Origin of the sequence: Vibrio albus, assembly GCF_003144035.1 — a bacterium.
GTDB classification, from domain to species: Bacteria; Pseudomonadota; Gammaproteobacteria; order Enterobacterales; family Vibrionaceae; genus Vibrio; species Vibrio albus.
Genome location: NZ_QFWT01000004.1, coordinates 132737 through 158055, shown reverse-complemented (window position 1 = coordinate 158055; position 25319 = coordinate 132737). Strand labels below are relative to the sequence as shown.

Annotated in this window: 22 protein-coding genes; 3 read left to right on the top strand and 19 right to left on the bottom strand. The window is 48.9% G+C overall.

From position 1 onward, the window contains the following. Positions 1-254: 254 nt before the first annotated feature. The 3 genes from modC to modA are packed head-to-tail and all read right to left on the bottom strand — an operon-like array spanning position 255 to position 2803. Positions 255-1340, bottom strand: coding sequence for a molybdenum ABC transporter ATP-binding protein (modC, locus tag DI392_RS09040; protein ID WP_109319590.1), 1086 nt, complete (start codon positions 1338-1340; stop codon positions 255-257). 28 nt (positions 1341-1368) lie between these two features. Further along, positions 1369-2043, bottom strand: a complete 675-nt coding sequence (gene modB / locus DI392_RS09035) for a molybdate ABC transporter permease subunit (protein WP_109319589.1) — start codon at positions 2041-2043, stop codon at positions 1369-1371. Between the two features lie 19 nt (positions 2044-2062). Continuing rightward, positions 2063-2803: a molybdate ABC transporter substrate-binding protein gene (modA, locus tag DI392_RS09030; RefSeq protein ID WP_109319588.1), complete on the bottom strand. Its 741-nt coding sequence runs from the start codon at positions 2801-2803 to the stop codon at positions 2063-2065. 222 nt (positions 2804-3025) lie between these two features. Between modA and DI392_RS09025 the strand changes: the two genes are divergently transcribed. After that, positions 3026-3967 carry a helix-turn-helix transcriptional regulator gene (locus DI392_RS09025; RefSeq protein WP_109319587.1) on the top strand — a complete coding sequence of 314 codons (942 nt, stop codon included), beginning with the start codon at positions 3026-3028 and terminating at the stop codon, positions 3965-3967. A 13-nt stretch (positions 3968-3980) separates the two neighbouring features. Here the strand turns inward: DI392_RS09025 and DI392_RS09020 are convergent, their stop codons facing one another. Then, positions 3981-4862 (bottom strand): LysR family transcriptional regulator, encoded by an 882-nt coding sequence (locus DI392_RS09020; protein WP_109319586.1) that lies wholly within the window; start codon positions 4860-4862, stop codon positions 3981-3983. 107 nt (positions 4863-4969) lie between these two features. Between DI392_RS09020 and DI392_RS09015 the strand changes: the two genes are divergently transcribed. Beyond that, complete coding sequence (locus DI392_RS09015) at positions 4970-5596, top strand: glutathione S-transferase family protein (protein ID WP_245884010.1); 627 nt, start codon at positions 4970-4972, stop codon at positions 5594-5596. Positions 5597-5657: 61 nt separating this feature from the next. On the opposite strand, the gene DI392_RS09010 is transcribed toward DI392_RS09015, so the two are convergent. The 13 genes from DI392_RS09010 to DI392_RS08950 form a co-directional block, all read right to left on the bottom strand. Next, the gene (locus DI392_RS09010) at positions 5658-6719 is read right to left on the bottom strand and encodes a protein-glutamate methylesterase/protein-glutamine glutaminase (protein WP_109319585.1); all 1062 of its coding nucleotides are present in this window, start codon (positions 6717-6719) and stop codon (positions 5658-5660) included. A 66-nt stretch (positions 6720-6785) separates the two neighbouring features. After that, on the bottom strand, positions 6786-7658 hold the full coding sequence (locus tag DI392_RS09005; protein WP_219930894.1) for a CheR family methyltransferase: 873 nt from the start codon (positions 7656-7658) through the stop codon (positions 6786-6788). 109 nt (positions 7659-7767) lie between these two features. Beyond that, entirely contained in the window at positions 7768-9708 is a 1941-nt protein-coding gene (locus tag DI392_RS09000; RefSeq protein ID WP_109319584.1) for a methyl-accepting chemotaxis protein, read from the bottom strand. 62 nt (positions 9709-9770) lie between these two features. Then, positions 9771-10352 (bottom strand): chemotaxis protein CheW, encoded by a 582-nt coding sequence (locus DI392_RS08995; protein WP_219930893.1) that lies wholly within the window; start codon positions 10350-10352, stop codon positions 9771-9773. Between the two features lie 18 nt (positions 10353-10370). After that, positions 10371-12578 carry a chemotaxis protein CheA gene (locus tag DI392_RS08990; protein ID WP_109319583.1) on the bottom strand — a complete coding sequence of 736 codons (2208 nt, stop codon included), beginning with the start codon at positions 12576-12578 and terminating at the stop codon, positions 10371-10373. Next, entirely contained in the window at positions 12575-12973 is a 399-nt protein-coding gene (locus DI392_RS08985) for an STAS domain-containing protein (protein ID WP_109319582.1), read from the bottom strand. The genes DI392_RS08990 and DI392_RS08985 overlap by 4 nt, the downstream gene beginning before the upstream one ends. Before the next feature lie 15 nt (positions 12974-12988). Further along, positions 12989-13357 (bottom strand): response regulator, encoded by a 369-nt coding sequence (locus DI392_RS08980; RefSeq protein ID WP_109319581.1) that lies wholly within the window; start codon positions 13355-13357, stop codon positions 12989-12991. Between the two features lie 27 nt (positions 13358-13384). Then, positions 13385-14569: a methyl-accepting chemotaxis protein gene (locus DI392_RS08975; RefSeq protein ID WP_109319580.1), complete on the bottom strand. Its 1185-nt coding sequence runs from the start codon at positions 14567-14569 to the stop codon at positions 13385-13387. Positions 14570-14919: 350 nt separating this feature from the next. After that, the gene (locus DI392_RS08970; RefSeq protein ID WP_109319579.1) at positions 14920-16683 is read right to left on the bottom strand and encodes a bifunctional lysophospholipid acyltransferase family protein/GNAT family N-acetyltransferase; all 1764 of its coding nucleotides are present in this window, start codon (positions 16681-16683) and stop codon (positions 14920-14922) included. A gap of 179 nt (positions 16684-16862) precedes the next feature. After that, positions 16863-18563, bottom strand: coding sequence for an FAD-dependent oxidoreductase (locus DI392_RS08965; protein WP_109319578.1), 1701 nt, complete (start codon positions 18561-18563; stop codon positions 16863-16865). A 213-nt stretch (positions 18564-18776) separates the two neighbouring features. Then, a complete protein-coding gene (locus DI392_RS08960; RefSeq protein ID WP_109319577.1) occupies positions 18777-19205 on the bottom strand; it encodes a PilZ domain-containing protein in 429 nt (142 codons plus the stop codon). A 62-nt stretch (positions 19206-19267) separates the two neighbouring features. Beyond that, positions 19268-19591, bottom strand: a complete 324-nt coding sequence (locus DI392_RS08955; RefSeq protein WP_109319576.1) for a PilZ domain-containing protein — start codon at positions 19589-19591, stop codon at positions 19268-19270. A gap of 82 nt (positions 19592-19673) precedes the next feature. Then, complete coding sequence (locus tag DI392_RS08950; protein WP_109319575.1) at positions 19674-21914, bottom strand: bifunctional diguanylate cyclase/phosphodiesterase; 2241 nt, start codon at positions 21912-21914, stop codon at positions 19674-19676. Positions 21915-22211: 297 nt separating this feature from the next. Between DI392_RS08950 and mak the strand changes: the two genes are divergently transcribed. Continuing rightward, on the top strand, positions 22212-23120 hold the full coding sequence (mak, locus tag DI392_RS08945) for a fructokinase (RefSeq protein WP_109319574.1): 909 nt from the start codon (positions 22212-22214) through the stop codon (positions 23118-23120). Positions 23121-23123: 3 nt separating this feature from the next. Here the strand turns inward: mak and mnmH are convergent, their stop codons facing one another. After that, positions 23124-24212 carry a tRNA 2-selenouridine(34) synthase MnmH gene (gene mnmH / locus DI392_RS08940; RefSeq protein ID WP_109319573.1) on the bottom strand — a complete coding sequence of 363 codons (1089 nt, stop codon included), beginning with the start codon at positions 24210-24212 and terminating at the stop codon, positions 23124-23126. After that, the gene (gene selD / locus DI392_RS08935) at positions 24212-25246 is read right to left on the bottom strand and encodes a selenide, water dikinase SelD (RefSeq protein WP_109319572.1); all 1035 of its coding nucleotides are present in this window, start codon (positions 25244-25246) and stop codon (positions 24212-24214) included. Before selD ends, mnmH begins: the two co-directional genes overlap by 1 nt. Between the last annotated feature and the right edge of the window lie 73 nt (positions 25247-25319).

Here is a 25319-nt window from a genome sequence, read left to right as displayed (position 1 = left end):
TATTCAAAATAGTGGTGGAATACGAAAAGTTATCTGTAGGGTAGATTTCGTGCGGAAAGGCCAGTTCACATTAGTCCACCTTCGAGTTTGACTTGTAAGTATTGGCTTTTTTAAAGCATGGTGTTACAGAAAGTATGATGGCTTTTTGTGAATTTACAGCGGCGAAATAGCATATTCGCCGCCGTTTACTTCACAGTTTATAAACAAAAACGTCTTATATCGCCTGATTTTATTGGGTGAAAAGATACGATAATTCAGCAAATTGCCACTGACTTTACCTGAGCCCATACTTCTATGCCTGTAGAAAGGCCTAACTGTCGCAATGAGCGCTCGGTGATCAGTGATAAGAACCGATTACCACTTTTTGTTTCCAATACTAAGGTCACTTCCCCGGTTTTAGCCGCCGGTTCAATTTGCACTATTTTGGTCAGAACTTCATTGGAGATAGAACTGTCTTTTGGCCGGCTCAGACAGACACTGACATCAGAGGCCAGAATACGGCAACGATACTGCTCTCCGACCACGCCGTAATGGGAGCGGATCCAAAAATCAGTATTCCCGCCAATATCCAGACGGGTCATATGATCGTCGCAGTGTTCCGCAATGGTGGTATCAATAATGCTGCCAAGCCCGTCACCAAACAATTCCTGATATTGCGGATCCGACATAATACTGATGGCATTATCTGAGGCCACGATCGTACCTTTGTCAAACAAGACAATATGGTCTGCCAGCCGGGCCAACTCTTCCACCGAGTGGGTGACATAGATAACGGGAATCGACAGTTCTTTATGCAGCTTTTCCAGATACGGCAGAATTTCCGCTTTGCGTCTGTTATCCAGCGCGGAAAGCGGTTCATCCATGAGTAATAAATCGGGCGAAGTGAGCAACGCTCTGGCAATGGAAATTCTCTGCTTTTCACCACCGGATAGCCGGGCTGTGGAACGCTCGAGCAGATGATTGATCCCCAGCAGAGCGCAGATACTCTCCATATCGACTTTCTGCTTAGCGCTCTCGATTCTCTTTAATCCATACTCCAGGTTTTTCCGCACAGATAAATGAGGAAACAGTCCCGCCTCCTGAAATACATAGCCAATATTACGACGATAAGTCGGCACAAATAGCCCTTGTTCCGAGTCCTGCCATACTTCGCCGCCAGCTGAAAAATAGCCGTGGCTTAGCTTTTCTAACCCGGCCATGGCTCGCAGACATGTCGTTTTCCCAGAGCCTGAATGCCCGAACAAAATGGTGACTCCCTTCGCGGGAAGCGTGAGGTCCAGGTTAAGAGAAAAATCCTCATAACGAATATCAAACCTGGCGACAATGCTGTCCTTATGCATCACTTTTCTTTCCTTAGAATGTGTTATGTTAGCTGATTCTGGAACGGTGTTTGTTATTTAGCCAGTACATTCCAAGCAGAGCAACAAAAGAGAAGAGTACCATACCGCCAGCCAGCATATGGGCCTTGCCATATTCCAGCGCCTCTGCGTAATTGTATATTTCTACCGAGATGACTCTGGTTTTTCCCGGTACATTGCCACCGATCATCAGAACCACACCAAATTCACCTAATGTATGACAAAAGCCCATGACAGCTGCGGAGAAAACCCCGGGCCAGGCCAGTGGCAGCGTTACGGTAAAAAAGGTATCTCTGGGAGACGCTCTGAGAGTGGCCGCCACTTCCTGCGGCCGTTTTCCGATGGCATCAAAGGCATTCTGCAAAGGCTGAATGACAAAAGGAAGCGAATGGATAATACAGGCAATGGCAATGCCGGAAAATGAAAACGGCAGTTGTTCCATCCCCAGCCAGTGTACCAGTTGCCCTACCGGTCCGTTTGGCCCCATCAATAACAGAAGATAGAAGCCCAGTACGGTTGGAGGCAGTACCATCGGCAAGGTACAAACGGCGACAACGATACCTTTAAACCGACTTTGGGTGCTCGATAACCACCAGGCTACCGGGACAGCGATAAGCAATAGCCAGAAAGTCACCACCACTGCCAGCTTCAGGGTGGTGGTGATGACGGTAAAATCCAATTCCATTTGGATTACTCCTTCACGATTATAAGTAACCGAATGAAGATATCAGTGTTTTCGCACGGTCGCTATTCAGATATTGAATCAAGCGTTGAGTTGCTGGTGCATCTTTGGCTTTATTGAGAACGACAGCATCTTGTTTAATCGGTTCATATAAGTCCGCCGGAACTTCCCAGTGTGAGCCTTCTGCAAACTGACCGTCTTTATAAACCTGAGACATCGCCAGGAAGCCTACATCAGCATTGCCGGTTACGACAAACTGATAGGTTGGGTTCAGGCCCTTACCTAACACAAATTTTGAGCCAAGCTCTGAATAGATGCCCAGTTTTTCCATCACCTGTTGAGCTGCAAGGCCATATGGTGCCAGCTTGGGATTTGCCATGGCAATATGTTTTACTTGTGGTTCAAGCAGTACTTTCTCACTGCCTTTCAGCAACTCTTTGTTGGGTGACCAGAGTACTAATCTCCCCTGAGCGTAAGTAAACCGTCCTGTTGCCAGCCCGGATTCTTCCAGTTTTGCCGGACGCTTGGTGTCTGCGGCCAGAAAAACATCAAAGGGTGCGCCATTAACGATTTGTGCATAAAGCTGACCGGTAGAGCCCGTACTCAGAACAACATCATCACCGGTTACCTGTTTGAAATCCTGAGCAATGGCCTGCATCGGACGATAAAAGTTATTGGCCACGGCAACCGTGACTTCTTCCGCGTGTATCGATGCTGATAATACAGCAGTAGCAATAGAAAAGAGGGTGGTTAGTTTTGTCATAATAAATTCTTCCTTGAATAAATATCAGAGACGCCTGCAGTGATGATTCGGTTTGTCCTATTTCGCTTTATTTCGTGTTTTTCATTTTTTCTGTGTACAGAATGATACGAAATTGAACGAAATGGGTGAAAAGTTAACCGTTACTGTTAATATATATACATATCTGTGCATTTTCGTCAACAGTAAGACAATCACTCAGACAAGGAACGAAAGGAAAATAGTATGGAAAAGGACACTGCACTGTCGGTACAAGATGTTGCTGATCTTTTAAATGTCAGCAAAAGTATGATTTACAATCTGATCAAGAAAGGGGAGATCAACTCTTACACTGTTGGCCGGAAAGTTCGCCTGAGTGAAGAAGATGTTCAGGAGTATATCGCTCGCTCCAAAAGAGGGCTGGTTGCCGGCAAAGAGGGGAGGACAATGCCCGCGAGTGCCGGCCTTTCAACCCCGGAAAAAAAAGGAAACGGGTTTATTATTTGTGGGCAGGATTTGATCCTGGATGTGCTGTCTAACTATATGCGTCTGTATGATGTACAGGCACTGAGAGCGTATATCGGCAGCTATGACAGCCTGGTATCGCTCTATAAAAACAAGATTGACGTCGCATCGGTTCACCTTTGGGATGCTGACTGCGATACCTACAATACCCCTTATGTGAAAAGGCTGCTGCCTGGTATTTCTTCTGTTGTGGTTCATCTGATCTGCCGTATGCAAGGGCTGTATGTCGCCAAAGGAAATCCGAAAAACATCACCTGCTGGGAAGACCTCGGGCGCGAAGATATCACGATGATCAACCGTGAACCGGGGGCGGGTTCAAGAGTACTTCTGGATCAAAATTTGAAACGGCTTGGTATCTTTGGCAGCACCGTCAAAGGCTATAACAAGGAACTCCAGTCCCATTTGGCTGTCGCCAGCGCGGTCAGTGGCGGAGAAGCCGATGTTGCTGTCGGCAGTGAAAAGATTGCCAGGCAGGTTGATAATATTGAGTTTATTCCCCTGAAAAAAGAGCATTACGATTTGGTCTTTAAAAAAGAGGATATGCAGAAGCATGAAGTTCAGACCATGCTAAAAGTTATCCAGTCTACCGCATTTAAAAATGAGTTTACCCATATCGGCGGGTATGACACTTCAGATATGGGTAAGATTATTGCCGAGCTGTAATGTCAGGAAACGCTCATACATGTTGCTTAATAAAATCGAGAAAAACACGTGTTTTTTCAGGTAAGTAAGTCCTGTTTGGAAAAAGCGCGCTAAGCTGGAACTGTATGGGCGGGTGATGGGGTAATAGCCTGACCAGTGTGCCGGATAGGACATGTTCTGCAACGATACTGTCTGGCAGGAAGGCGATGCCGGTACCATCAATAGCCAGCTTTCGGATCACGCGAGGGTTGTTGCTCCTGAATACCGGAGTGACCGGAAGATAAAACACATCTCCATTCCCCTGCCTGATGGGCCAGCGGCAGTCTGCGTGCATATTGGTATCTATCAGGCAGGGAAGCCTGTTCAGATCACTCGCTTCTATTGGTTTTTCGATACGTGTCAGCAGTTCAGGGACGGCGTATAGCGAGTAAGACAGGGTTTTAATCGGGCGGTAATTCAGGCTGGAGTCGACCAGTTCACCCGCTCTGATGGCGACATCAATACCATTTTCAATCAGGTCGAGCTTTTTATTGGTGACGATCAGGTCAAGCTGTATGTGCGGGTAGCACTGCATAAAGTCAGACAGCCTGGGGTACAATATTTCTTCGGCGAAGGTTTGTGATGCCGTGACTCTCAGACTACCCGAAGTGTTATGCTGGCCCGCTTGCAGTGTATCTTGCAGGGCATCGAAACGGTCCAGTAAATCCAGAGCCAGCTCATAGTACTCTTTACCCGCCTGAGTAATGGCTATTCTGCGGGTCGTGCGGTTAAAAAGCCGGACCGACAGATCAGACTCTACCTGGCTGACGTACTTGGAAACCAGAGCTTTTGAGGTTCCTAACCGATCCGCTGCCAAAGTGAAAGATCCGGTTTCTACGACCGCCACAATGGTTTTCAAACCATCTAAAGTATCCATATTATTGTCAACGAGTAAGAAACAATGAGTCTATGTTAGCCCGGTTTTTTTCTGTTGCAAGGTAGGGTTAAATATCCCTCAGGACACGCCCCAAAACTGGAGATATTATGAGTAAGATGAAGCTGTATGGTTATCCGACGTCTGGTCACACACACAAAGCTCAGCTGTTTTTATCGCTGTTAAAACTGGACTTTGAATTCGTCAACGTAGATTTGTTATCCGGAGAGCATAAGCAGGCCTCATTTCTGGCTCTGAACCCGTTTGGTCAGGTTCCGGTGCTGGTAGACGGGGAGGATGTGATTGCAGATTCCAATGCTATTCTGGTGTACCTGGCGAGAACGTATGATCCAACCGGGCAGTGGTTGCCGGAAGATCCAATGAAGCATGCCCGGGTCGAGCAGTTTCTTTCTACCGCAGCACACCGGCTGGCGGGGTCAGCGGCCTTGCTCCGGGCGGCGAATCTTTTTTCAAGGACGGTCAATAAACCCGCCTTACTTGAGAGCGCCCATCTGTTATTCAGCCAGTTAAATGATTATCTGCAGGGAAAAGACTGGCTGGTGGATGAGCGGGTGACGATTGCGGATGTCGCTTTTTATACGTACACCAAAGTTGCACCGGAAGGGGATGTGGATTTAAGTGGTTACCCGAGTATTTTGTCCTGGCTGAACAATGTCGAGGCACTGGATGGGTTCGTTGACATGCCGTCCTCCGGGGTCGGGCTGCGGGCATCGTGATCATCTCTGTGTTATTGCTGATCGCGGTTGGTGTCTGCCTTCACCGGGATATGGCTTGTCACTAAAACTTGGCTATCAGATTCGGGATCTGTTCCAGAGAAATTTCATACATGGCGGCTCCCTGTCTGATCGCCTCTTTGGGCATGCCGTAGACGACGCATGAGGCTTCGTCCTGAGCATAGGTTGAAGCGCCGGTTTTGCGCATTTCCTGCATGCCTTTTACTCCGTCATCCCCCATTCCGGTCATGATAATACCCAGCGCGTTCTGCCCGGCTGCGTTGGCAACAGAACGGAACAGGACATCGACAGAGGGTCTGTGCCGACTGACCAGAGGACCATCTTTGGTGACAACAGTATATTGAGCCCCATTACGCTTGAGCAGCATATGTTTGCCTCCATTCGCAATCAGTACGGTGCCGGAAATGACCCGGTCTCCGTCCTGAGCTTCTTTGACGGTGACATGACTGAGCTGATTGAGTCTGGCGGCAAAGGCGGCGGTAAAGTGTTCTGGCATATGCTGCACCACAACGATACCCGGAGCGGTAAGGGGGAGCCGGGTTAATACTTTTTCCAGAGCCTGTGTGCCACCGGTAGAGGTTCCAATCGCGACCACTTTATCGGTTGTCGTCATTGTTTTACTTTCAGTACGGGAAGGCAAGACCGCATCGGCGGACAGCTTTTGAGTGGCGAGCTGTGGTTTCGGCGTTGGGCGGGAGGCGGCAGAGACTCTGGCCAGAGCCGCGGCTTTTACTGACTGGACAAGCCTTTCTTTGGAGCTTTCAACAAACGCACGCAGCTCGCTTTCAGGTTTGGTGATAATATCCACCGCCCCGGCGGACATGGCCTGCATGGTGGTGTCGGCCCCTTTTTGAGTCAGGGTTGAGCAGATAATAATCGGTGTAGGCCGCTCTGCCATGATTTTTTTCAGAAAGGTGATACCGTCCATTCTCGGCATTTCAATATCCAGAATGATGACATCCGGCCACTGCTTTTCCATGTTGCGCATAGCGAAAATAGGATCTCGTGCCGAGCCGGAAATGCGGATTCCGGATGTTTGTTCAAGCTGTTCCTGAAGGAGTTTTCTGACCAGCGCTGAATCATCAACTAACTGAACATTGATCATAGCGAATTTCCGGTTTGTGTCTTTGTTATTGAATACATTACCTTGCTACCAGTTTAATACTGAGAGTTAGCCCAGCTTCCTGAAAATAGAAGGACGGATAATTCTCAGACCGGCATCAATGCCCTGAAGGTTTTCGGTGTGGCTGATAAACAGGTAACCCCCCGCTTTTAGTTGATTGGCGATCCTTTTTACAATGTCGGCCTTTTTCTCCTGATTGAAGTAAATTAATACGTTACGCAGAAAAATAATGTCAAATTGGCCCATTGTGGTTAATTGGGCATTCAGGTTGACCTGACGGAATTGTATCCGTTCCCTCAGTGCTTTATTGATCAATAGGGTGCCATCCTGAGAGCCGGTTCCGCGCAGGCAGTATTTTTTCAGATAGGGCTGAGGTATCCCTTCGTGGCGTATCATTTGATAATGGCCGGTTTTCGCTTTTTCCAAAACTCGCTGACTGATATCAGAGCCGGTCAGCTCCCAACTGGCTCCTTCATGCTGATCGTGTAGCAGCATGGCCAGGCTGTAAGGTTCTTCGCCGGACGAGCAGGCGGCACTCCAGACCCGTAATGGTATATAGCGGTACTGCGGCAGTATTTTTTCCCTGAGATAATCGAAGTGGGCGGGCTCCCGGAAGAAAAAGGTTTCATTGGTCGTCAGAAGGTCGATCAGGGTTTGAAGTTCGTTTTCTCCCTGTCCACTGAGGACGAGCTGGTAGTAGTCAAAGAATGTACTCAGTCCCAGACGAACCAGGCGACTGCTTAGACGGGTTTCCAACAGGCTTTTTTTGGCCGGGGTCAGATTGATGCCTACCTGATTGTAGAGAAGATCCCTGAACAGTAGAAATTCATACTGTGTGATTGGGTTGATCTCTGCAAGGCGGCCACCCGCTGACTCCAGCCTCCATCCGTCGTTATCTGAGAGACTGAGATTTGAGAACAAATTACGTACCGGCTTTTTCAATGGTGATAACTACTCTGCAATTTTTCCGGTTACCCTTTAATAAAGCTGAGTAACCGGAGAAACACGAACACATTTCAGAACACTGATCCTAGAAGCTGACAAATTCAGCGTTATCCAGATCGACATTTTCTGCCCTGCGTGCTGATGTCTGTGGTATCGACTGCGTCATGATATTGGGGGACACACCTTTTATCAGATCTTGTACTTTAAAGAAGGCGACAGCCTGAATGAGCTGAGTTGCCTGACCACTGAGTTCTTCCGCTGTTGCGGCCAGCTCTTCAGATGCGGAAGCATTCTGCTGAGTGGCTTTATCCAACTGCATCATAGACTCATTAATCTGGGCAATCCCCGATGCCTGTTCTTCAGACGATGCGGTAATTTCTTCCACCAGATCCGCCGTTTTCTTAATACTCGGTACAATTTCGGCTATCAGGTTACCGGCATTTTCCGCGATACCTACGCTGCGGGTCGCCAGTTCGTTGATCTCCTGAGCCGTCGTTGAGCTGTTTTCTGCCAGCTTACGGACTTCAGAGGCCACCACGGTGAAGCCTTTACCGTGCTCTCCTGCCCGTGCCGCTTCGATGGCGGCGTTCAGAGACAGCAGATTGGTTTTGTAGGCGATATCTTCAATAAGGCTGATTTTGTCTGCGATTTTTTTCATCGCTTCGACGGTTTGCACCACGGCCTGCCCACCTTCTTCTGCCTGTTGGGCGGCGGTGGTGGCCATATTATTGGTTACTCGCGCATTTTCAGTATTTTGCTGTACGGAAGCATTAAGCTGTTCGACGGCCGCTGTGGTTTCCTCTACGCCGGATGCCTGTTCTGTCGCGGCCTGGCTGATACCTTGTGCGGTCGCGTTGACCTGTTGAGAGGCGGTGCTGAGGTTATTGGAGCCGGAACGAACCTGCTGGATCACTTCGTTCAGGCCATTGGTCATATCCATCATGGCACCGTACACGCCCATCGCTTTATCCGGGTTGGTGAATTTAATGGTCAGATCCCCGTCAGCGATTTTACGGGCAATATCCTGCATTTCTCTTGGTTCACCGCCAAGAGGACGTCGGATGATCCGGGTAAGTATATAACCGAGGATGATGCCGGCCAGAACCGCGACGCCACTGACCCAGAGCACGGTATTAATCGTGCGGGTGTTCACCTGATTCACCTGATTTCCCAGGTCGATTTGCTCAACCTGAATCGAGGATTTCACCGCTTCAGCATCTGCAGCAACAATAGGACCAATCCTTTCCAGCTCACTTTGTACCAGGTTATTGCGATCAATCACAATCTGATTGATCTCTTTTGTGCCGGTAACGTACTCTTCACGTGCCCGGCTGAAGATATTCAGTTGATCACGTCTGTCCCGATCGTGGATTAATGTATCCAGAATCCTGACTTTATCGGCCAGCGTGCCATTCAACTCAGCGAAGGCTCTGTCCAAATCGGCCTGTTTATTGGCATCAAGGTACTTCATAATCTGCAGCCGTGCCCTTAGCAGGGAGGTGTTGGCCTGAAGGGCCTGGACCGTGATATTGGTTTCACCGTCCAGATAAGATGAATCGGCAATACTGGCCAGGGCATCGGTCATTTCCCAGCCCAGAGGGGTAAGAATGTCGTATAGAAGCTCATCATGGCGGTTATTCAATCGGCTGACTTCAACAAAGGCCTGTTGATAGGTCTTGAACAATGTATCAACCTGAGTAATCTTTTTGGCCCGTTCCGGATGAGTAATATTTCTTTCACTTTCATGGATGATACCTTCCAGGCTCTGGAGATGATTTTCAAACGCCTTTTTGCTTTTATCTGAATGGGTGCGCAGGTAGTCAAGTGCGTACAACCTGGCTTCCAGCATGCTCGACTCCATGGTAGAGGCGAGGTTCGTGTTCTGAGCCAGCCCCTGAAAGTTACTGAACCCTTGTACTGCATTGGTTAGTCCGAGGTAGGCGGAAGAGGAGACAATCACCAGCAGGATAATCAGTAAGCCATATCCTGAGCCGATTTGTGTGCCAAGTCTGAGTTTGTTTAACATAGTTATTACTCCAGAGCGTTATCTATCATTCTACGTTGATATAACCTTTTTACTTCAATGTGTTATAACTGTTCCTGCTGTTTCACCGAGGGAGTCTGGTCCGGTCGGTATTCTGGCTGACTGCTTTGGTGAGCAAGCGCTTCCAGTGAGGATAACTCTTCAACCGACAACACCTTATCGATCGCCAGCAGGATAATAAATTCCCCGTTAACATTGCCCATCGCACGGATAAAGTCGGTACGGATATGAGCGCCAAAGCTGGGTGGTGGCTGAATATGGTTGGAATCGATTTCCAGTATTTCGCTCACCTCATCGACCAGCATTCCCAGTATCTGTGTATGTTCATCCTGCGTGACTTCTACCAGCACAATAGAACTGCGTTTGGTGAGTGAGCATACTTTTCCGGTCAGACGGGCAGAAAGATCGACAACCGGAACGACACTGCCGCGCAGGTTGATTACCCCACGGATAAATTCTGGCGTCATTGGCACCCGGGTCATGTTCGTCATTTCCAGCAGCTCTTTGACATCGAGAATTTCGACAGCAAGCCTTTCACCGGAACAGATAAAAGTCAGGTACTGTGTCACGCTGGCGGCGGCGGACACTGCGGTTGGGTCACGGGTATCTGTTATTTCTTGGGTCACGATACAGAGTCCTTATGGTTAATGATGGTACAGAGATGGCTTACAGGAACCGGATTCAGAGGTATGGATCTGTTCAGCGTACTGTTCAGCCCGTTCTATCAATTCCTGAACACTCAGAATCAGTGCAATATCTCCGGATCCAAGTACGGTGGCTCCGCTGATACCGGACAAGTTCTGGAATACCGCTCCCAGCGGCTTGATGACGGTTTGCTGCTCACCCAGCAGAGCGTCAACCACCAGAGCTGCACGGGTACGGCCGAAGCGGACAATAACCAGTGACTCCCGTTGTTGCCGATCCGCTGGTGGTAGCCCGAAGAAATGCCTCAGGTGAATAAAGGGCATCACTTCTCCGCGAAAGTTCACGTAGTTGCCCTGGTGCTCCAGTTGTTCTGCGCCGAACTCAACGCATTCCTGAACCATACTGAGTGGAATAATGTAGGATTCTCGTTCAATACCGACCAGAAAACCGTCAATAATCGCCAGGGTCAGAGGCAGGCGAATGGTCACTCGAGTGCCTTTGCCCCGCTCACTTTCCAGTTCAATGGCTCCGCGTAACGATTCGATATTTCGTTTCACGACATCCATGCCGACCCCGCGTCCGGAGAGGTTAGAGGCTTCTTTCTTCGTGCTTAAACCGGGTTCAAAGATCAGTTGTAGTTGCTCCCGATGACTCAGGACCTGATCTGGCGTGACCAGCCCGATAACCTCGGCTTTTTCGCGTATTTTCTTTACGTCCAGACCAGCCCCGTCATCGGACACTTCGAGCACAATATGCCCGGAATCATGATAAGCATTCAGGGTTAAAGTGCCTTTGGCGGGTTTTCCGGCAGCCACACGTTGATCCGGAGGCTCGATACCGTGATCGAGGGAGTTCCGCACCAGATGAGTCAGGGGATCATTGATCTTTTCGACCACGGATTTATCGAGTTCACTTTCGCCACCGCTGATCACCAGTTCGATCTCTTTCCCCAGTTCTTTACTGACATCCCGGACGACACGTTTAAAGCGGGAAAAAGTATCGCCAATCTGGACCATGCGCAGCTGAAGGGCGGTATCACGGATTTCCTCAACCAGCACTTCCATACTGGAAGCGGCATCGTTAAGGGTCGGGAGACTTAATGCCCGTATCTGGGTACGGATGGCCGCACTGGAAATAACCAGCTCCCCTACCAGATTGATCAACTGACCAAGCTTTTGTGCATCGACCCGAATGGATCGGGCTTCTTTCGTGACTTTTTCTTTAATTTGCTCTTGCTTATGCAGCGCTTCTTTCACTGTGCTCTTGTCTACGGATTGCTGCTCAACCAGGATCTTACCAATCTGTTTTTTTGCTGCTTCCGGCTGGCTGCTGCTCTGAGTGCTCAGTGCCTGATCCAGTTCCGCCTGAGTCAGGCTTCCGATACTAAGGAGAAGCTCACCTAATAACTGACAACTGCTGTCCGGTATATTATCGAGCAGATTAAGATATTCAGATTGTTTCGATTGTGGAGAAAGGATCCGAATGGAACAGTCTTCCTGCACAAATTCGAATACGTCATAGATTTCGCTTTTGCTGGCGGTACTGCTAAATGCGATACGAAATGACAGGTAGCAGCTTTCCGGATCCATCTCTTCACCGGTTTCGTCCAACTGGTAAATGGTGATGACCTTGATCACCTCGCCAAGGTTACTCAGATAGCGGATGAAAGAGAGCGGATCGAATCCGTTTCTGAACGTATCAGGCTTAAAATCAAGAGAGATCAGCCAAAGGCTGTCGGTATCTTCCCGCTCTTTAAACAGAGTTTCTACCGGACTTTCCGTGCTAGCGGCGAGTGCCGTTCCATCCGGAGAGGGGGAGTGTCCTGTTCCATTGAGCTGATCGATAAGGTGATCTCCGGCTCTTTGTAGTTCCAGAGGAAGGGGGGCATCAGCGGACTGAGCAGCAAATTCGACCAGAGCGGCAGTATGATCCTTACATTTCAGTAACAGGGCGATCAGCTCCTGATCAACCGCACGTTCTCCCGTGCGGGCTCTGTCTAATTCACTTTCCAGCGGGTGAGTAAAGCTGACGATAAAATTAAAACCGAAGATTCCGCCCGATCCTTTGATGGTATGCATGGCCCGGAAAACGCTGTTCAGGTGCTCGGCGTTATCCGGATCTTCTTCCATCATCAGCAGAGCGTCTTCCATTTCCTGAAGCAGTTCTTCTGATTCCTGAACGAATATCTGTTTGGCTTCCTCACTCATGCTGATGTCTCCATGTTATCTGCCGGCAGAATGATTGGATCCGCAAAACGGCCAATCAGATTCAGCATTTCAAGAACCTCCAGTACCACGGGGCTGTGGTCGACAAAACGTACGGGTTTCCGGGCATGCTCGCTGTCTGATTTCATTTGCAGAAGTAACTGAACGCCAGCACTGTCCAACTCATCAACTATGGACAGATCCACTTCGATCTCCCGGGCATGATTCCAGTCTTTATACAGTGTCTCTTTTAGCTCTGAAGCGGTATAGATCGTCATCTCGCTACCGGGAGAGACCTTTATTGTTGCTTCCTGTTGTGTCACCACGTTGCCCATGTTGTTCTCCGGCGATTGTTCAGGGGGATTCTGCCTGTCTCCCCCGGCTGATGTGTCCTGCATGGTCTGTCTGACTGATCAAGCCATGATCAATTTAGAAACGGCATCCAGCATCTGTTTGGGCTGGAAAGGTTTTACCACCCATGCTTTAGCTCCGGCGGCTTTACCTTCAGACATCTTTGCCTGGCCTGACTCTGTAGTGAGCATAATGACGGGGGTGAATTTGTAGCGCGGATTGGCCCGGACTGCTTTCAGAAAAGTAATACCATCCATGTTTGGCATGTTGACATCGCTGATGATCAGGTGAATTTTTTGTCCATCAAGCTTAGCTAACGCATCTTTTCCATCTATACCTTCGAGTACGTTGTAGCCCGCTCCTTTCAGCGTGATACCGACGACATGGCGTATAGACGCTGAATCATCAACGACAAGAATATTCTTTGACATTTACTGACTCCCTTATCTGATAGGAAACTAAAAAAATGAAACAGACGATGGGGCGGCATCATTCGTGTTGCGTCTGGATCCATCGTTACTATGATTAATGAACTGCTCTGAGGTGACATAGTCTTCTTTCATCGAATCAATGAGCTCCTGCACATTCAGAGGTTCTGGTATTCTGTCAGTTGAACGGGACTGGTGGCGCTCTTCTGCCAGAGCCTCCATCTGGCTCATACTAGACACCACCTGACCGAGGATCTGGCTGATCCTATCCTGAAACTGGAAAGCCACCAGCATCTGCTCGATTTCACCATGCGCCTGAAGGCTAAGGGTCAGCAGCTTATTACCTTCGTCTTTGAGCTTATCACCGCGGGTAGTCAGGTGATCGATCACTCCATCGACCACGGTTTGGCTGGAGGCGATTGCATCAGTGATAGACTCGTTAGTTTGTTCGGACACCTTGCTCAGTTCTTGAACAATACCGGCAACTTCTTCCATTTTTTCAATGATATGAGATCCAGTTTCTCCTGACTGAGCTGAAAGCTTTCGGACTTCATCAGCCACCACGGCAAATCCGCGTCCTGATTCACCCGCGCGCGCAGCTTCTATAGCAGCGTTAAGTGCCAGCAGACTGGTCTGATCGGCAATAGCACCCACGTCGCTGGCCATGGATTCCAGTTCCGTGGTGTATTGAGTCAGATTGCTGATACGGGTCGATAGTTGACGGTTGGAGTTTTCTATTTCAATAAATTGACCTTCAACATTTTCCAGTTGATGCCGATCCAGCTCGTCTTCGTGCAGAACGTGACCTTCATCACTCAGGTGAGAGGCCTGAGTCACCTGACCTATTTCCGTAGCCAGCACGGCAAATTTTTCTGTCAGGGTTGAGATATTGTCTTCCATCTGGCTGGAACAACTGCGCAACTGGCGCTGCCAGATAGGGGCTATCTGGCTGAAAAAAGAATAGGTATCGTTTAACTGTTGCTTTAATGAATGGACAGAATCGGAAAGTTTTTGATTTTGTTCACTGTCTTCTTGCTGTTGCAGACTCAAATCCCGTGTGGCGCTGAACTGCTGAAATGCCAGCCCCAGGCTGAAGACGAATAACAGGGCATTGATCGACCACATGATCGATGGGGATCCGGACAATACAATAAGGTTGAAGAAAATTACAAGCGCAATACCTGGCTGAATATAGGCTGAATAGCTCTTACCCATAAAGTTACCTGCTGACGTTAGTTTTTATGTCATGGTTATTTTTGTGTTTACACTTTGTTTATAGTGCCTAGTGCCTAGTGCCTAGTGCCTAGTGCCTAGTGCCTAGTGCCTAGTGCCTAGTGCCTAGTGCCTAGTGCCTAGTGCCGTAACACTCTATTTAAAGTTAGTCGAATATTTTTGGAACGAGGGATCTTTTTGGAGCAAAAATATCGGGGCTAAAGTTGATCTGTGGTTAGGTGATTGAAATAACAAGGACAAAAAAACGGAGGCAGGTGGCCTCCGAGAAAAAAGGGAGGTCAGAAATGAGATCCTGACCCGGTTTCAGTCTGACGGTTTACCGTTCTGATGGCTTACTGGGCGGTATGGTAGTGCAGATAATGTTCAGCCTGCTCAAATCCCATATAGCGGCCCAGTGTTTTTTTCGGAACATTTCTGAGGTCGACGACGATCAATCCGTCCAGCGCATTATTAAACGCGGGATCTACGTTAAAGCAGACCAGTTTGCCATTCAGTCCGAGGTATTGTCTGAGCAGAACGGGAACGCCTTTACCATCGTCCAGTCTCGAGATAACCCGGGACAGTAGCTGCAGATCCCCCAGAGCGGTCAGCAGGCTGGTATTCCATGCCGATGTTTTATTTTCCAGAGGATTCGAGGCCGTCACACATTTCGCACTTTCAACATCATAGTGGTGCAGTGTCATGGTCTCTGCAAGCAGTTGCCTTGCTTCATGACTGTAGTCGTTACTGATGCTGACCGGGCCAAACAGATGAGTATACTGAGGGTTGCGCTGGATATAAGCAGCAATACCTTTCCAGAGCAGAAGCAGGGCGCTCATGCTACGCTGGTACTGCTCGGCAATCACGGAACGCCCCAGCTCTATGGCCATGCCGCTGTTCATTCGGTTCAGAAAACGCTGATCATAATTGAACAGCGTCCGGGAGTAGAGGCCGTTCAGATTCTGGTGACCGGTAATCATGTCGACAGCGCCTAAACGATACGCACCCACCAGCAGTTTTTGTTCTCTGTCCCAGACAAAGAGGTGCAGGTAGTGCCGGTCAAACTCATCCAGATCCAGTGCCATGCCTGTGCCTTCACCGACCTGACGGAAGTTGATTTCCCGCAGCCGTCCAATCTCATGCATTACCGATGGGATGTGGCTGGCGTCGGTGCAGTAGACTTCGAACTCCCCACTGGTCAGCATATGGTGTTCTGCCGGAAGCGCGCGCAGTTCGGCTTCCAGCTCTTCCTGTGGCAGAGCGGCTGCAACCGGTTCGGCGTTGATATTTTCCTGATAGGTCTCACGAGTGGTTTCCCGGTGGCGGTTCAGCAGGTAGGTGTTCAGCCGCAGATAATTCACCAGATGTTGATCGGACAGGGTGTTGACCTCTTTGTACCTGATGGTATCACCGATAGCGATAGAGATGCTTTCCTGTTTTTTATTCAGCAGTTCCCGGCCCAGCATCAGGGTACGCAGCAGTGGGTGGATCTTGCCAGCCATATAGAAACGGCGGGAATTATGACCGTTGATAAACATTGGCACGGTCACGGCCTTGTTCTTTCGTATCAGCGAGCTGACAGAACGGCTCCACTCTTTGTCTTCGAGTTTTTTCTGCTTTCTGTCGACCAGCTGAGAGACCTCTCCGGCCGGGAACATCAGCAGAAGTCCGCCGTCGGCAAGGTGTTTGTTGGCCGCGCGCAGGGCTTTCATATTGGCTTTATGTGCATGTTGTCCTTCAAACACGTCCACACCAATAAACAGCTGATCCAACTCAGGAACGGTTTTCAAATACTGGTTCGCTAAGATCTGAATATCACTACGAACGGTAAGCAGCATTTCCGCCAGGATGACGCCTTCGACACAGCCCAGAGGGTGGTTGGCAACCACGACGGTGGCTCCTGTTTCCGGGACATTATTCAGTGAACCGCGAACCACCTGATAATCAATATTCAGAATATCCAGCGTAAAACGGAGAAAGCCCTGGGTATCGAGTCCCGCAGGGCGCTGGGCATAAAATTTGTCTAATTTACTTAATCCGGTTGCCCACTCGGCAAAGCTTTCACCTATACCAAATGGTGTTTTTCTTGGAAGACGAAATGGACTTGCGCAATGCATAGTAACCTCAGTGTTTCATATTTAACTGAGTCGATCCTATGAAGCTAACATTGCAAATTGGCGTCAGAAAGATGAGGAAGAAGTGACAAGTGTGTGACGGTTTAATGTCTGGAAATGAAAAATGGCCTGAAGTGATGCTTCAGGCCATGGAATGACGACTTCGCTTGTCGCATTACGGATTAGTCGAAATTGTAATCCGTCAGGATAGACTCACGTCCGGTTGTCTGGTCATTGAAGTATTCATAGAAGCTCAGTCCCATGTAACCGCCAGAGACATTATAGACATCTCTGAAACCAAGGTTGCTCAGAACCAATGCGGCATTGTAGCTGCGCTGACCACTGCGGCAGTGCAGATAAACCGGCTTGTCTTTTGGCAGCTCGTCAGTACGCTGGCGTATCTGGCTCAGAGGAATATTCACAGCGCCTTTGATATGGCTTCGTTCATATTCATGCACTTCACGGACATCCACAATGCAGGCGTCTTTTTCTGCCAGCGGGCGGATATCTGAAGCGTGAACCTGTTTAAAGTCACCGTTCATCAGGTTGGTTGCCACATAGCCGGCATAGTTCACGACGTCCTTCGCCGTACCAAATGGCGGCGCGTAGCACAGTTCCAGATCTTTCAGATCATAGATGGTTCCGCCGAACTTGATCACGGTAGCAATAACGTCGACACGCTTATCAATGTTGCCCTTACCAATGGCTTGTGCGCCCAGAATGCGACCGGTCGGCACTTCAAACAGTAGTTTAAAGTGCACCAGACCACCGGAAGGCATCAGTCCGACTTTATCGTTCGGGATAATCTTCACCGTGTCATAAGAGATATTCAGACCCAGTGCTTTGATCATGCCTTCATTCAGGCCGGTAGAGGCCGCGTTATAGTCAAAGACTTTCACCACTGAAGAGCCGATATAGCCACGGTTATCAATGGTCATGCCGTTAATGTGGTCAGCCACGCTGCGAGCCTGTTTCTGAGCCGGTCCTGCCAGCGGCAGCTGGTAGTAGTCGTTGTACAGGTAGCTGTAGACTTCAATCACATCACCGACCGCGTAGATATCCGGATCATTGGTCATGTAGTTCTGGTTAACTTTCATCGCGCCGGTTTTACCCAGTTCCAGACCGGCTTTGATGGCCAGATCCGTTTCCGGTTTCACGCCAATCGCAAAGACCACCACGTCGGAGTCAACCGAGCGGCCATCTTCCAGCTGAATTTTCCCTTCTTCAAACGCACTGACACGGCTGTTGACCATCAGATTGATGCCGTGATCGTGCATTTCTTTGTGCAGGATCTGCACCATACTGTAATCAAACGGCTTCATGATCTGAGGCATCGCCTCGATAAGGGTTACGTTATAGCCCGCTTCGATCAGGTTTTCTGCCGCTTCGACACCGATAAAGCCACCGCCAACAACAGTGACGTTGTTCGGCTTGGTCCCTTTCAGGTGCTGGTTCAGACGGTCGATATCAACAACGTTACGGATAGAGAAGTTCGGGATTTTATCCAGACCCGGAATCGGCGGAACAATCGGTTTCGCGCCCGGAGAGAGGATCAGTTTGTCATAGCTTTCTGTATAGGTCTCTCCGGTTTCATGGTTTTTCACTTCAACCGTTTTCTCTGCGCGGTCAATGGAGACCACTTCACTGCTGGTACGTGCGTCAATGGCGTACATATTGGCGAATTTTTCCGGGCTCATCAGAACCAGATCTTCCGCATTAGGAATGGTGCCGCTCAGGTGATAGGGCAGACAGCAGTTAGAAAAAGAGACGTGTGGCCCTTTTTCGAACATGATGATCTGATCATCTTCACTGTGTCGGCGCAGACGGGCAGCAGCAGAAGCACCACCAGCAACGCCACCAACGACTAAGATTTTTTTACTCATGGCTTAGACCTTATAACTAGAGTTTTGTAACTGAATAAGAACGAATAGGTAAAGTGTAGAAATAAAAGGAATGTATACGTCTTAATGTCAGAACTCTTTTTGTTTAGAAAATGGTTTATTAGAAAGTGTTAATATAAATGGGATAGAATGGGATTGCAATAGGGAGATTAACAGGCTGACGCGGTAGGGGGCGTCAGGTCATATTAATGCTGATCAGGAACCCGCGTAAGTGCTGAATTTTCTGTTCGAAAAGATGCCGGGATACTTTCTGCGCAGATGACGCTGTTCCATCGTCATGCGTTTCAGGCTCGGGCCTTTTGAGAGCTTAACCACCAGTTCATTGCCATCCTGACGCAGGGTTGTGCCTTCCAGAATAATTTCTTCGCCATCGGCAAAACGGCAGGAGCCGGAGAGTATCATTCCTTTCACCACGGTCTGTTTTTGCAAAAACAGCAGACGTGCGCCACCTTCTGATATCTCACAGATTGGATAGGCATGGTTGTGCAAAGCGGCTCTGGGCCGGTCTTCTTTTCGGGGATACCGTAATCGGTAAAACTGACGTCTTTGCTGCTCTGGGCTGGCTATATCGGACATACTCTTACGCTGTTTGCTCACTTTCTGGATTAGCTGAAAGAGTATCATCCCGTACCTTGTGCGGTTAACTCATTTTTGAGACCAGCCGTTTTTAAACACGCCTCTGGAATCTAATGATGCTTCAGGTGCTGCTGTTCTTCATCTATGCGTTCGGATGAAATGCCTTTGGTCAGTTTTACCGCGACTTCGTTTGCATGCTGGCGCAAAGCGATACCTTCGATAGGCACATCCTCTTTGTCACTAAAGTGCACGGTACCGGAAAAAGGAACGCCAAGAGAAAAGCGGTCAGTGCTTCTGAATAACAGGCGCATCCCCTGTTCTGATATTTCACATACCGGATATTCTTGCCCGTCTAACTCAACCGTCGGGCGTTCAGTGTGAGGATAACGCAGCCGGAAAAATTGCCGTCTTTCATGAAAATGTTGTTGTGTCATGGAGGCCCCTCAACACACTTATTGATAATTGTTATGAATGTTATTTATACAAGTATAGTCAACGAAAAATCGATTCGCTGTATCAATATTCCGGTTCAGAAAACTGGTACAGAGCCGATTCTGCCGGCATAGGCTTATAAAAATAAAATCCCTGAATGGTGTCGACATTTAATTGGGTAAATGTTTTTCTTTGTCGCTCGGTTTCTACACCTTCGATGACGGTGTTTAACTGCATATCTTTGGCTAATTGCACAATGTTTCGGACCAGTGCATAGCCTTTTTCATTATGCTCTAATTGCAGGACAAAGTTACGGTCCAGTTTTATGACGTCAACAGGAAACGAACTCAGTGTACTCAGAGAAGAGAAGCCGGTGCCAAAATCATCAATCGCAATGCGAATATGTTTTTTACGTAGCTGAGTCAGCAGCTCTGTTACGTCACTGACAGAATCAATCAGAATACTTTCGGTCAGTTCAAGTGTCAGCAGATGCGGCTCAATATCAAACCGTTTCAATAAACTGTCGATATAGGGCAGCAGCCCGTGGTGCTGGAGATGCGGGGCGGAAAGGTTTACATGAATCGTCATTGGAGGCAGCCCATGTTGTTGCCGCTCTCGGTTGAGCTGAGAGATAAACCGGCATGACTGTTCCAGTATCTGTTCGCCTAGCGTAATAATAAAGTTTCGTTCTTCCGCCATTGGTATGAAGATACCGGGAGAAATCATACCTAACTCTGGATGTGTCCACCTGGCAAGTGCTTCAAACCCGACGGCTTGTCCGCCTTTTGCGTCAACAATAGGCTGGTAATAAGGGGCAATGGCTTTGGTTTTAATCGCGGAGGCCAGATCTTTCTGTAACTGCTGATGTTGAGTAAACTGTCGAATGACGCTATCAGAAAAACGGGTGATGCCATGCTGGTGGGGGGCCCCCGATATCTGCGCCGTATATTTACCGCAGGTTAACGTTTCTTCTGCGCCGTTCAGTACAGAAGCGTCTTCCAGATAACCAATCGACACCGCCAGTTGGATATCCAGATCGTCGATAATAGTCTGCCGACGGTACAGGTTAGCGATATTTTCTGCGCAGGCCATCAGAGCCTGACCCGACTGAGTATGAGGACAGGCAATCACAAAGTCACTTTCAGTAACCCGGCCAACAATGGCTGAGCCGGGCGCATAACGAGTAAAAGACTGAGCGAGATGGCGAATAATAGTCTCAACCGTACGGTGGCCAAAAATCTGTGACAATGGTTTCAGGCGGTCAACACTGATGTACAGCAGAGAAAAACTCAGATCTGGCTCAGACAGCAGCTTATGTAGCTTCATGAGTACAGACTGGCGGTTGTGTAGCCCTGATACCTGATCCTGGCTGGAGAGCGAGTCGATAATGCCGGTTTGTGTTTGGTGTTCTTCTTCCAGCCGGGTGAAACTGGTCCCTATTTTTGTCCGGAACAGATAGAGGACAACAAATAGAGTAATGACAGTCGCGACGCCCAGTATCAGTGAAATCGTATTAATAATATGGTTGGCATGTTGATAGAGTACCCTTTCTGTGGTGGTGTGTATCTGAGCAACCGGATTGCCATCAATACCAGTGAGCCAGTCAGTTCGGGTAATGGCATGTGGGGTTCTGACAATAACGGGCTGGGTCTCCTGCGTTGTCTCCGGCAGCCCGGTTATCTCATATTTATCAGACAGCAGTGGTTTAAGTTTAGAAGGAAATTTACTGGAAAGAGGCGTCCCCCAAATCATCCATCCATTGGTATCCTGCTCTTCCAGACTGTCTGTGACATTGGTGACACTGATGAGCCAGGGAGTACCAGCCATATTCAGCAATCCGGAGGTACTGGTGGTATCAGTGGCTGGGGAAGTAAACAGTCGATTCAGGGCTTGAGAACGGAACAGCACCGATAGGTATGAATCAGGTACAGCGGTGATAGCGTCGCCACCGGCAGAGTCTGGCGGAATGAATGCGCTCTCAATAATGTCTTTGTCTTTATTCACAAACATCATGAGTGACAATTTCAGTGTTGTCAGGCCGTTATAACCGAGGTTTCGGCCTGCATAAGTGGGGTCAGACTCTTTCAGAAGCAGATACGTTTCATCCCAGTGAGCCCAGTCATAGGAGTATTCTTCCTGCTCGGTGGCAAGACTGCTGATTGCCGTTTTCGCCAAGCGGGCGCTGTCGTTAAGCTGTGTTTGTTCTATGGTGTCTATCTGCTGGATGTAGAAATAGCGTGTCAGCAGTAAGCAAACAAATACAACCAATAGAATGCCAGATGAAAACAGAAAGCTGGCTTTATCAGCAAGATTAAAACGAGTCATTATGTAATTGGAGTTGTCATTCAACAGAGAATATTTCCGGGACTGCTTCGGGTCCGTCTAAGATAGCTGAAAAAGATACAGAACAGTGTCAGCTTAGCGAAAGTTCCCTCTTTAGTTAATAGCAGAGTAGAAAAATGTGAATCAATAATCACTAATTTAGCTATAAACGAAAGATTGTCTGCCTCTCTCCTTTTTAGAAAGAAGTTTCTGCTTAACCTGTTCACTATGATAAATCGCACAGTTTTTCTGCCGAATCTTACTCAAAATGGTGAAATAACTAGATGGAAAGGCGGAAAAATGCGTATAGGAATTGATCTGGGTGGGACCAAAATTGAAGTCATTGCATTATCCGATGACGGAAATGAGCTGTTTAGAAAACGGGTATCGACACCCAGAGGCTCATATGAGCAGACGTTAGCGGCAATTAAAGGTCTGGTGGACGATGCTGAACAGGCGACGGGGCTGAGCGGGACAGTCGGTATTGGTATTCCGGGTACGATTTCTCCGTATACGAAGGTCGTGAAAAATGCCAACTCTGTCTGGCTGAACGGTCAGCCACTGGATAAAGATTTGGCTGAGTTGTTGGCGCGGGAAGTCAGAATTGCGAATGATGCGAACTGTATGGCTGTGTCAGAAGCGACTGATGGTGCCGGTGCCGGGAAAAAGGTTGTGGTGGCACTGATCCTTGGCACGGGGTGTGGTTCCGGTATTGTCATTGATGGTAAACCGCACATTGGCGGAAACGGTATCGGCGGAGAGTGGGGACATAATGCACTGCCCTGGATGGACAAGGAAGAGCGGGCCTTTGCTGATGCCACGCCTTGTTACTGTGGAAAACATGGCTGTATCGAGCAGTTTGTTTCCGGTACCGGATTGTGTGCTGATTATGAGCGCCGAAGCGGACAGACACTGACGGGCAAAGAGATCACAGAGCTGGCCGAGGCGGGGGATGAAACGGCGAACCAGTCACTGGAAGCCTATGAAAGAAGGCTGGCAAAAGCATTGGCCGGATATATTAACGTGCTGGATCCGGATGTGGTCGTGTTTGCCGGAGGCGTGTGTAATATCCAGCGTCTGTATGACAATGTGCCTAAGTTGCTGGTGGAATATGTGTTTGGGGAAGAGTGCTTTACTCCGGTAGTGCCGGCACTGCATGGTGATTCCAGTGGTGTCCGCGGTGCCGCCTGGCTGTGGCCAAAAGTGTAACTTTTACCGGCTTTCCAGCCACTCTTTTACTTGCTGGTAGTTGCCCCGGAAAATGATTCGCTCAGCTTTCTTACTGAGCTGATAGGTGTACATCGGGTCGTAATATTGCTCTAAAAGCGGTACCAGCCAGTCCCGGTGATGATCCAGTGAACCGGAATCCTGCATCACTTTCACAGCGTATTGCTGGGCATCAGCCAGAGACTGATACCGTTGCATGCCCAGTCGTTTACGGATATTGAACATGCCTTTTTTCAGGTACTCAGCAAAGTTTATCCAGCCCAGTTCTTCTCCGTAGTGAGCGACAAAATCACGCTGCATATTTACGACATATTCATCAATGAGCCGGGCCAGCCGGATCTCAAACGGATCGTCGATGACGGCAATATCTGCGCCCGGCATGGTACGACTCAGTGAAAGCGGCAGTTTGGCGGAGCCGATATGGTTGCTTTCATCTTCATAGACAAAATGGCGAATGTTTTGATCCTGTTTTTTGACCATCTGGATCGCCAGTTCGTTTTCGAAGTTGATCTGGGTACGCTGCTGAGTGACAAACCGGCCGAAGGAGGATCCCCGGTGATGAGCGGCACCTTCCAGGTCGATGCCATTTTTTAATTCATTGATCAAGATGGTTTTACCACTGCCGGTGTTACCACCTACGATGGTCATTGGCTGAGTGGCGACATCATCAATAGTATCAATCAGAAACCGGCGCAGGGCTTTGTATCCACCAATAACGAAGGGGTAATCGATTCCGGCTTCTTTCAGCCATTGCTGAGTGATCTGCGAACGCATACCGCCCCGAAAGCAATACAGATACCCTTCCGGGTTCGCTTCACAAAAAGTCTTCCAGAGAGCGACACGTTCTGCTTTTATATTGCCATTCACCAGTTTATGACCGAGTTTCACGGCGGCTTCCGGACCCTGCTGTTTATAGCAGGTCCCTACGGCAGCGCGTTCATCATCCGTCATCAGTGGCAGATTGACCGAATTCGGAAAGGCACCCTGAGTAAATTCGATTGGAGCCCTTGTGTCGATCATGGGGACATCATTCGCGAACAGGTGGCGATAATCATTACTATTGGCGCGTAGCATCAGCAGACCTCGATCAGCGTTTTGCCATCCATCGGCATCAGTTCACCAATGGCTTCCAGCTCGATATCATGCTGACGGGCCACGGCTTTAACCTCTTCCGCCGATTCTGGCGTGATAGCCAGCAGCAGCCCACCTGAGGTTTGTGGATCACACAAAATGGATTTTTGCATGTCTGTCATTGGCCCAATTTTTTCACCATAACTCATAAAGTTTCGTCCGGTACCACCCGGCACACAGCCCATTTCAATATAATTGGTTACTCCCGGCAGGGTAGGTATGTTGTCAAACCACACTTTGGCCTTTAACTGACTACCTTCGCAGATTTCCGACAGATGCCCCAACAGGCCAAACCCGGTGACGTCCGTCATGGCTTTTACGCCTTCCAGTTCAGCAAAGTCTTGGCCCGGCCGGTTGATTTTACACATCCAGTCCCGCGCCAGTCCTTTATGGGCTTCAGCCAGTTTGGATTGTTTTTCCGCTGTGGTAAGAACACCGATACCCAGAGGTTTAGTCAGATAGAGCTGACAACCACTTTCGGCCCGGTTGTTCTGTTTCACTTTATCGGTATCGACTATGCCGGTTACCGCCAGTCCAAAGATCGGTTCCGGTGCATCAATCGAATGTCCTCCCGCCAGAGAAATGCCTGCTTCACGGCATACCGCGCGGCCACCCTCAATCACCTGCTGGGCAATTTCTGGTGATAATATATTGATTGGCCAGCCAAGAATCGCGATAGCCATAATAGGCTTACCACCCATGGCATAGATATCACTGATGGCATTGGTGGCGGCAATACGGCCAAAGTCATACGGGTCATCGACGATAGGCATAAAGAAGTCGGTGGTACTGACCACGGCACTGCCATTACCCAGATCGTACACCGCTGCATCATCTTTACTTTCATTCCCGACCAGCAGGTTGGGGTCGGTAAAAGGGGTTAACTGAGTCTGCAAAATGGTATCAAGTACCTGAGGTGAGATTTTACAACCACAACCGGCTCCGTGGCTGTACTGGGTAAGGCGAACAGATTCCATATGACGCTCCGCTGATAAGGAAAGAGTTTAAATTCTACTCCCGCCAGGGGCTTCCGTCATTATTCGGGATCAG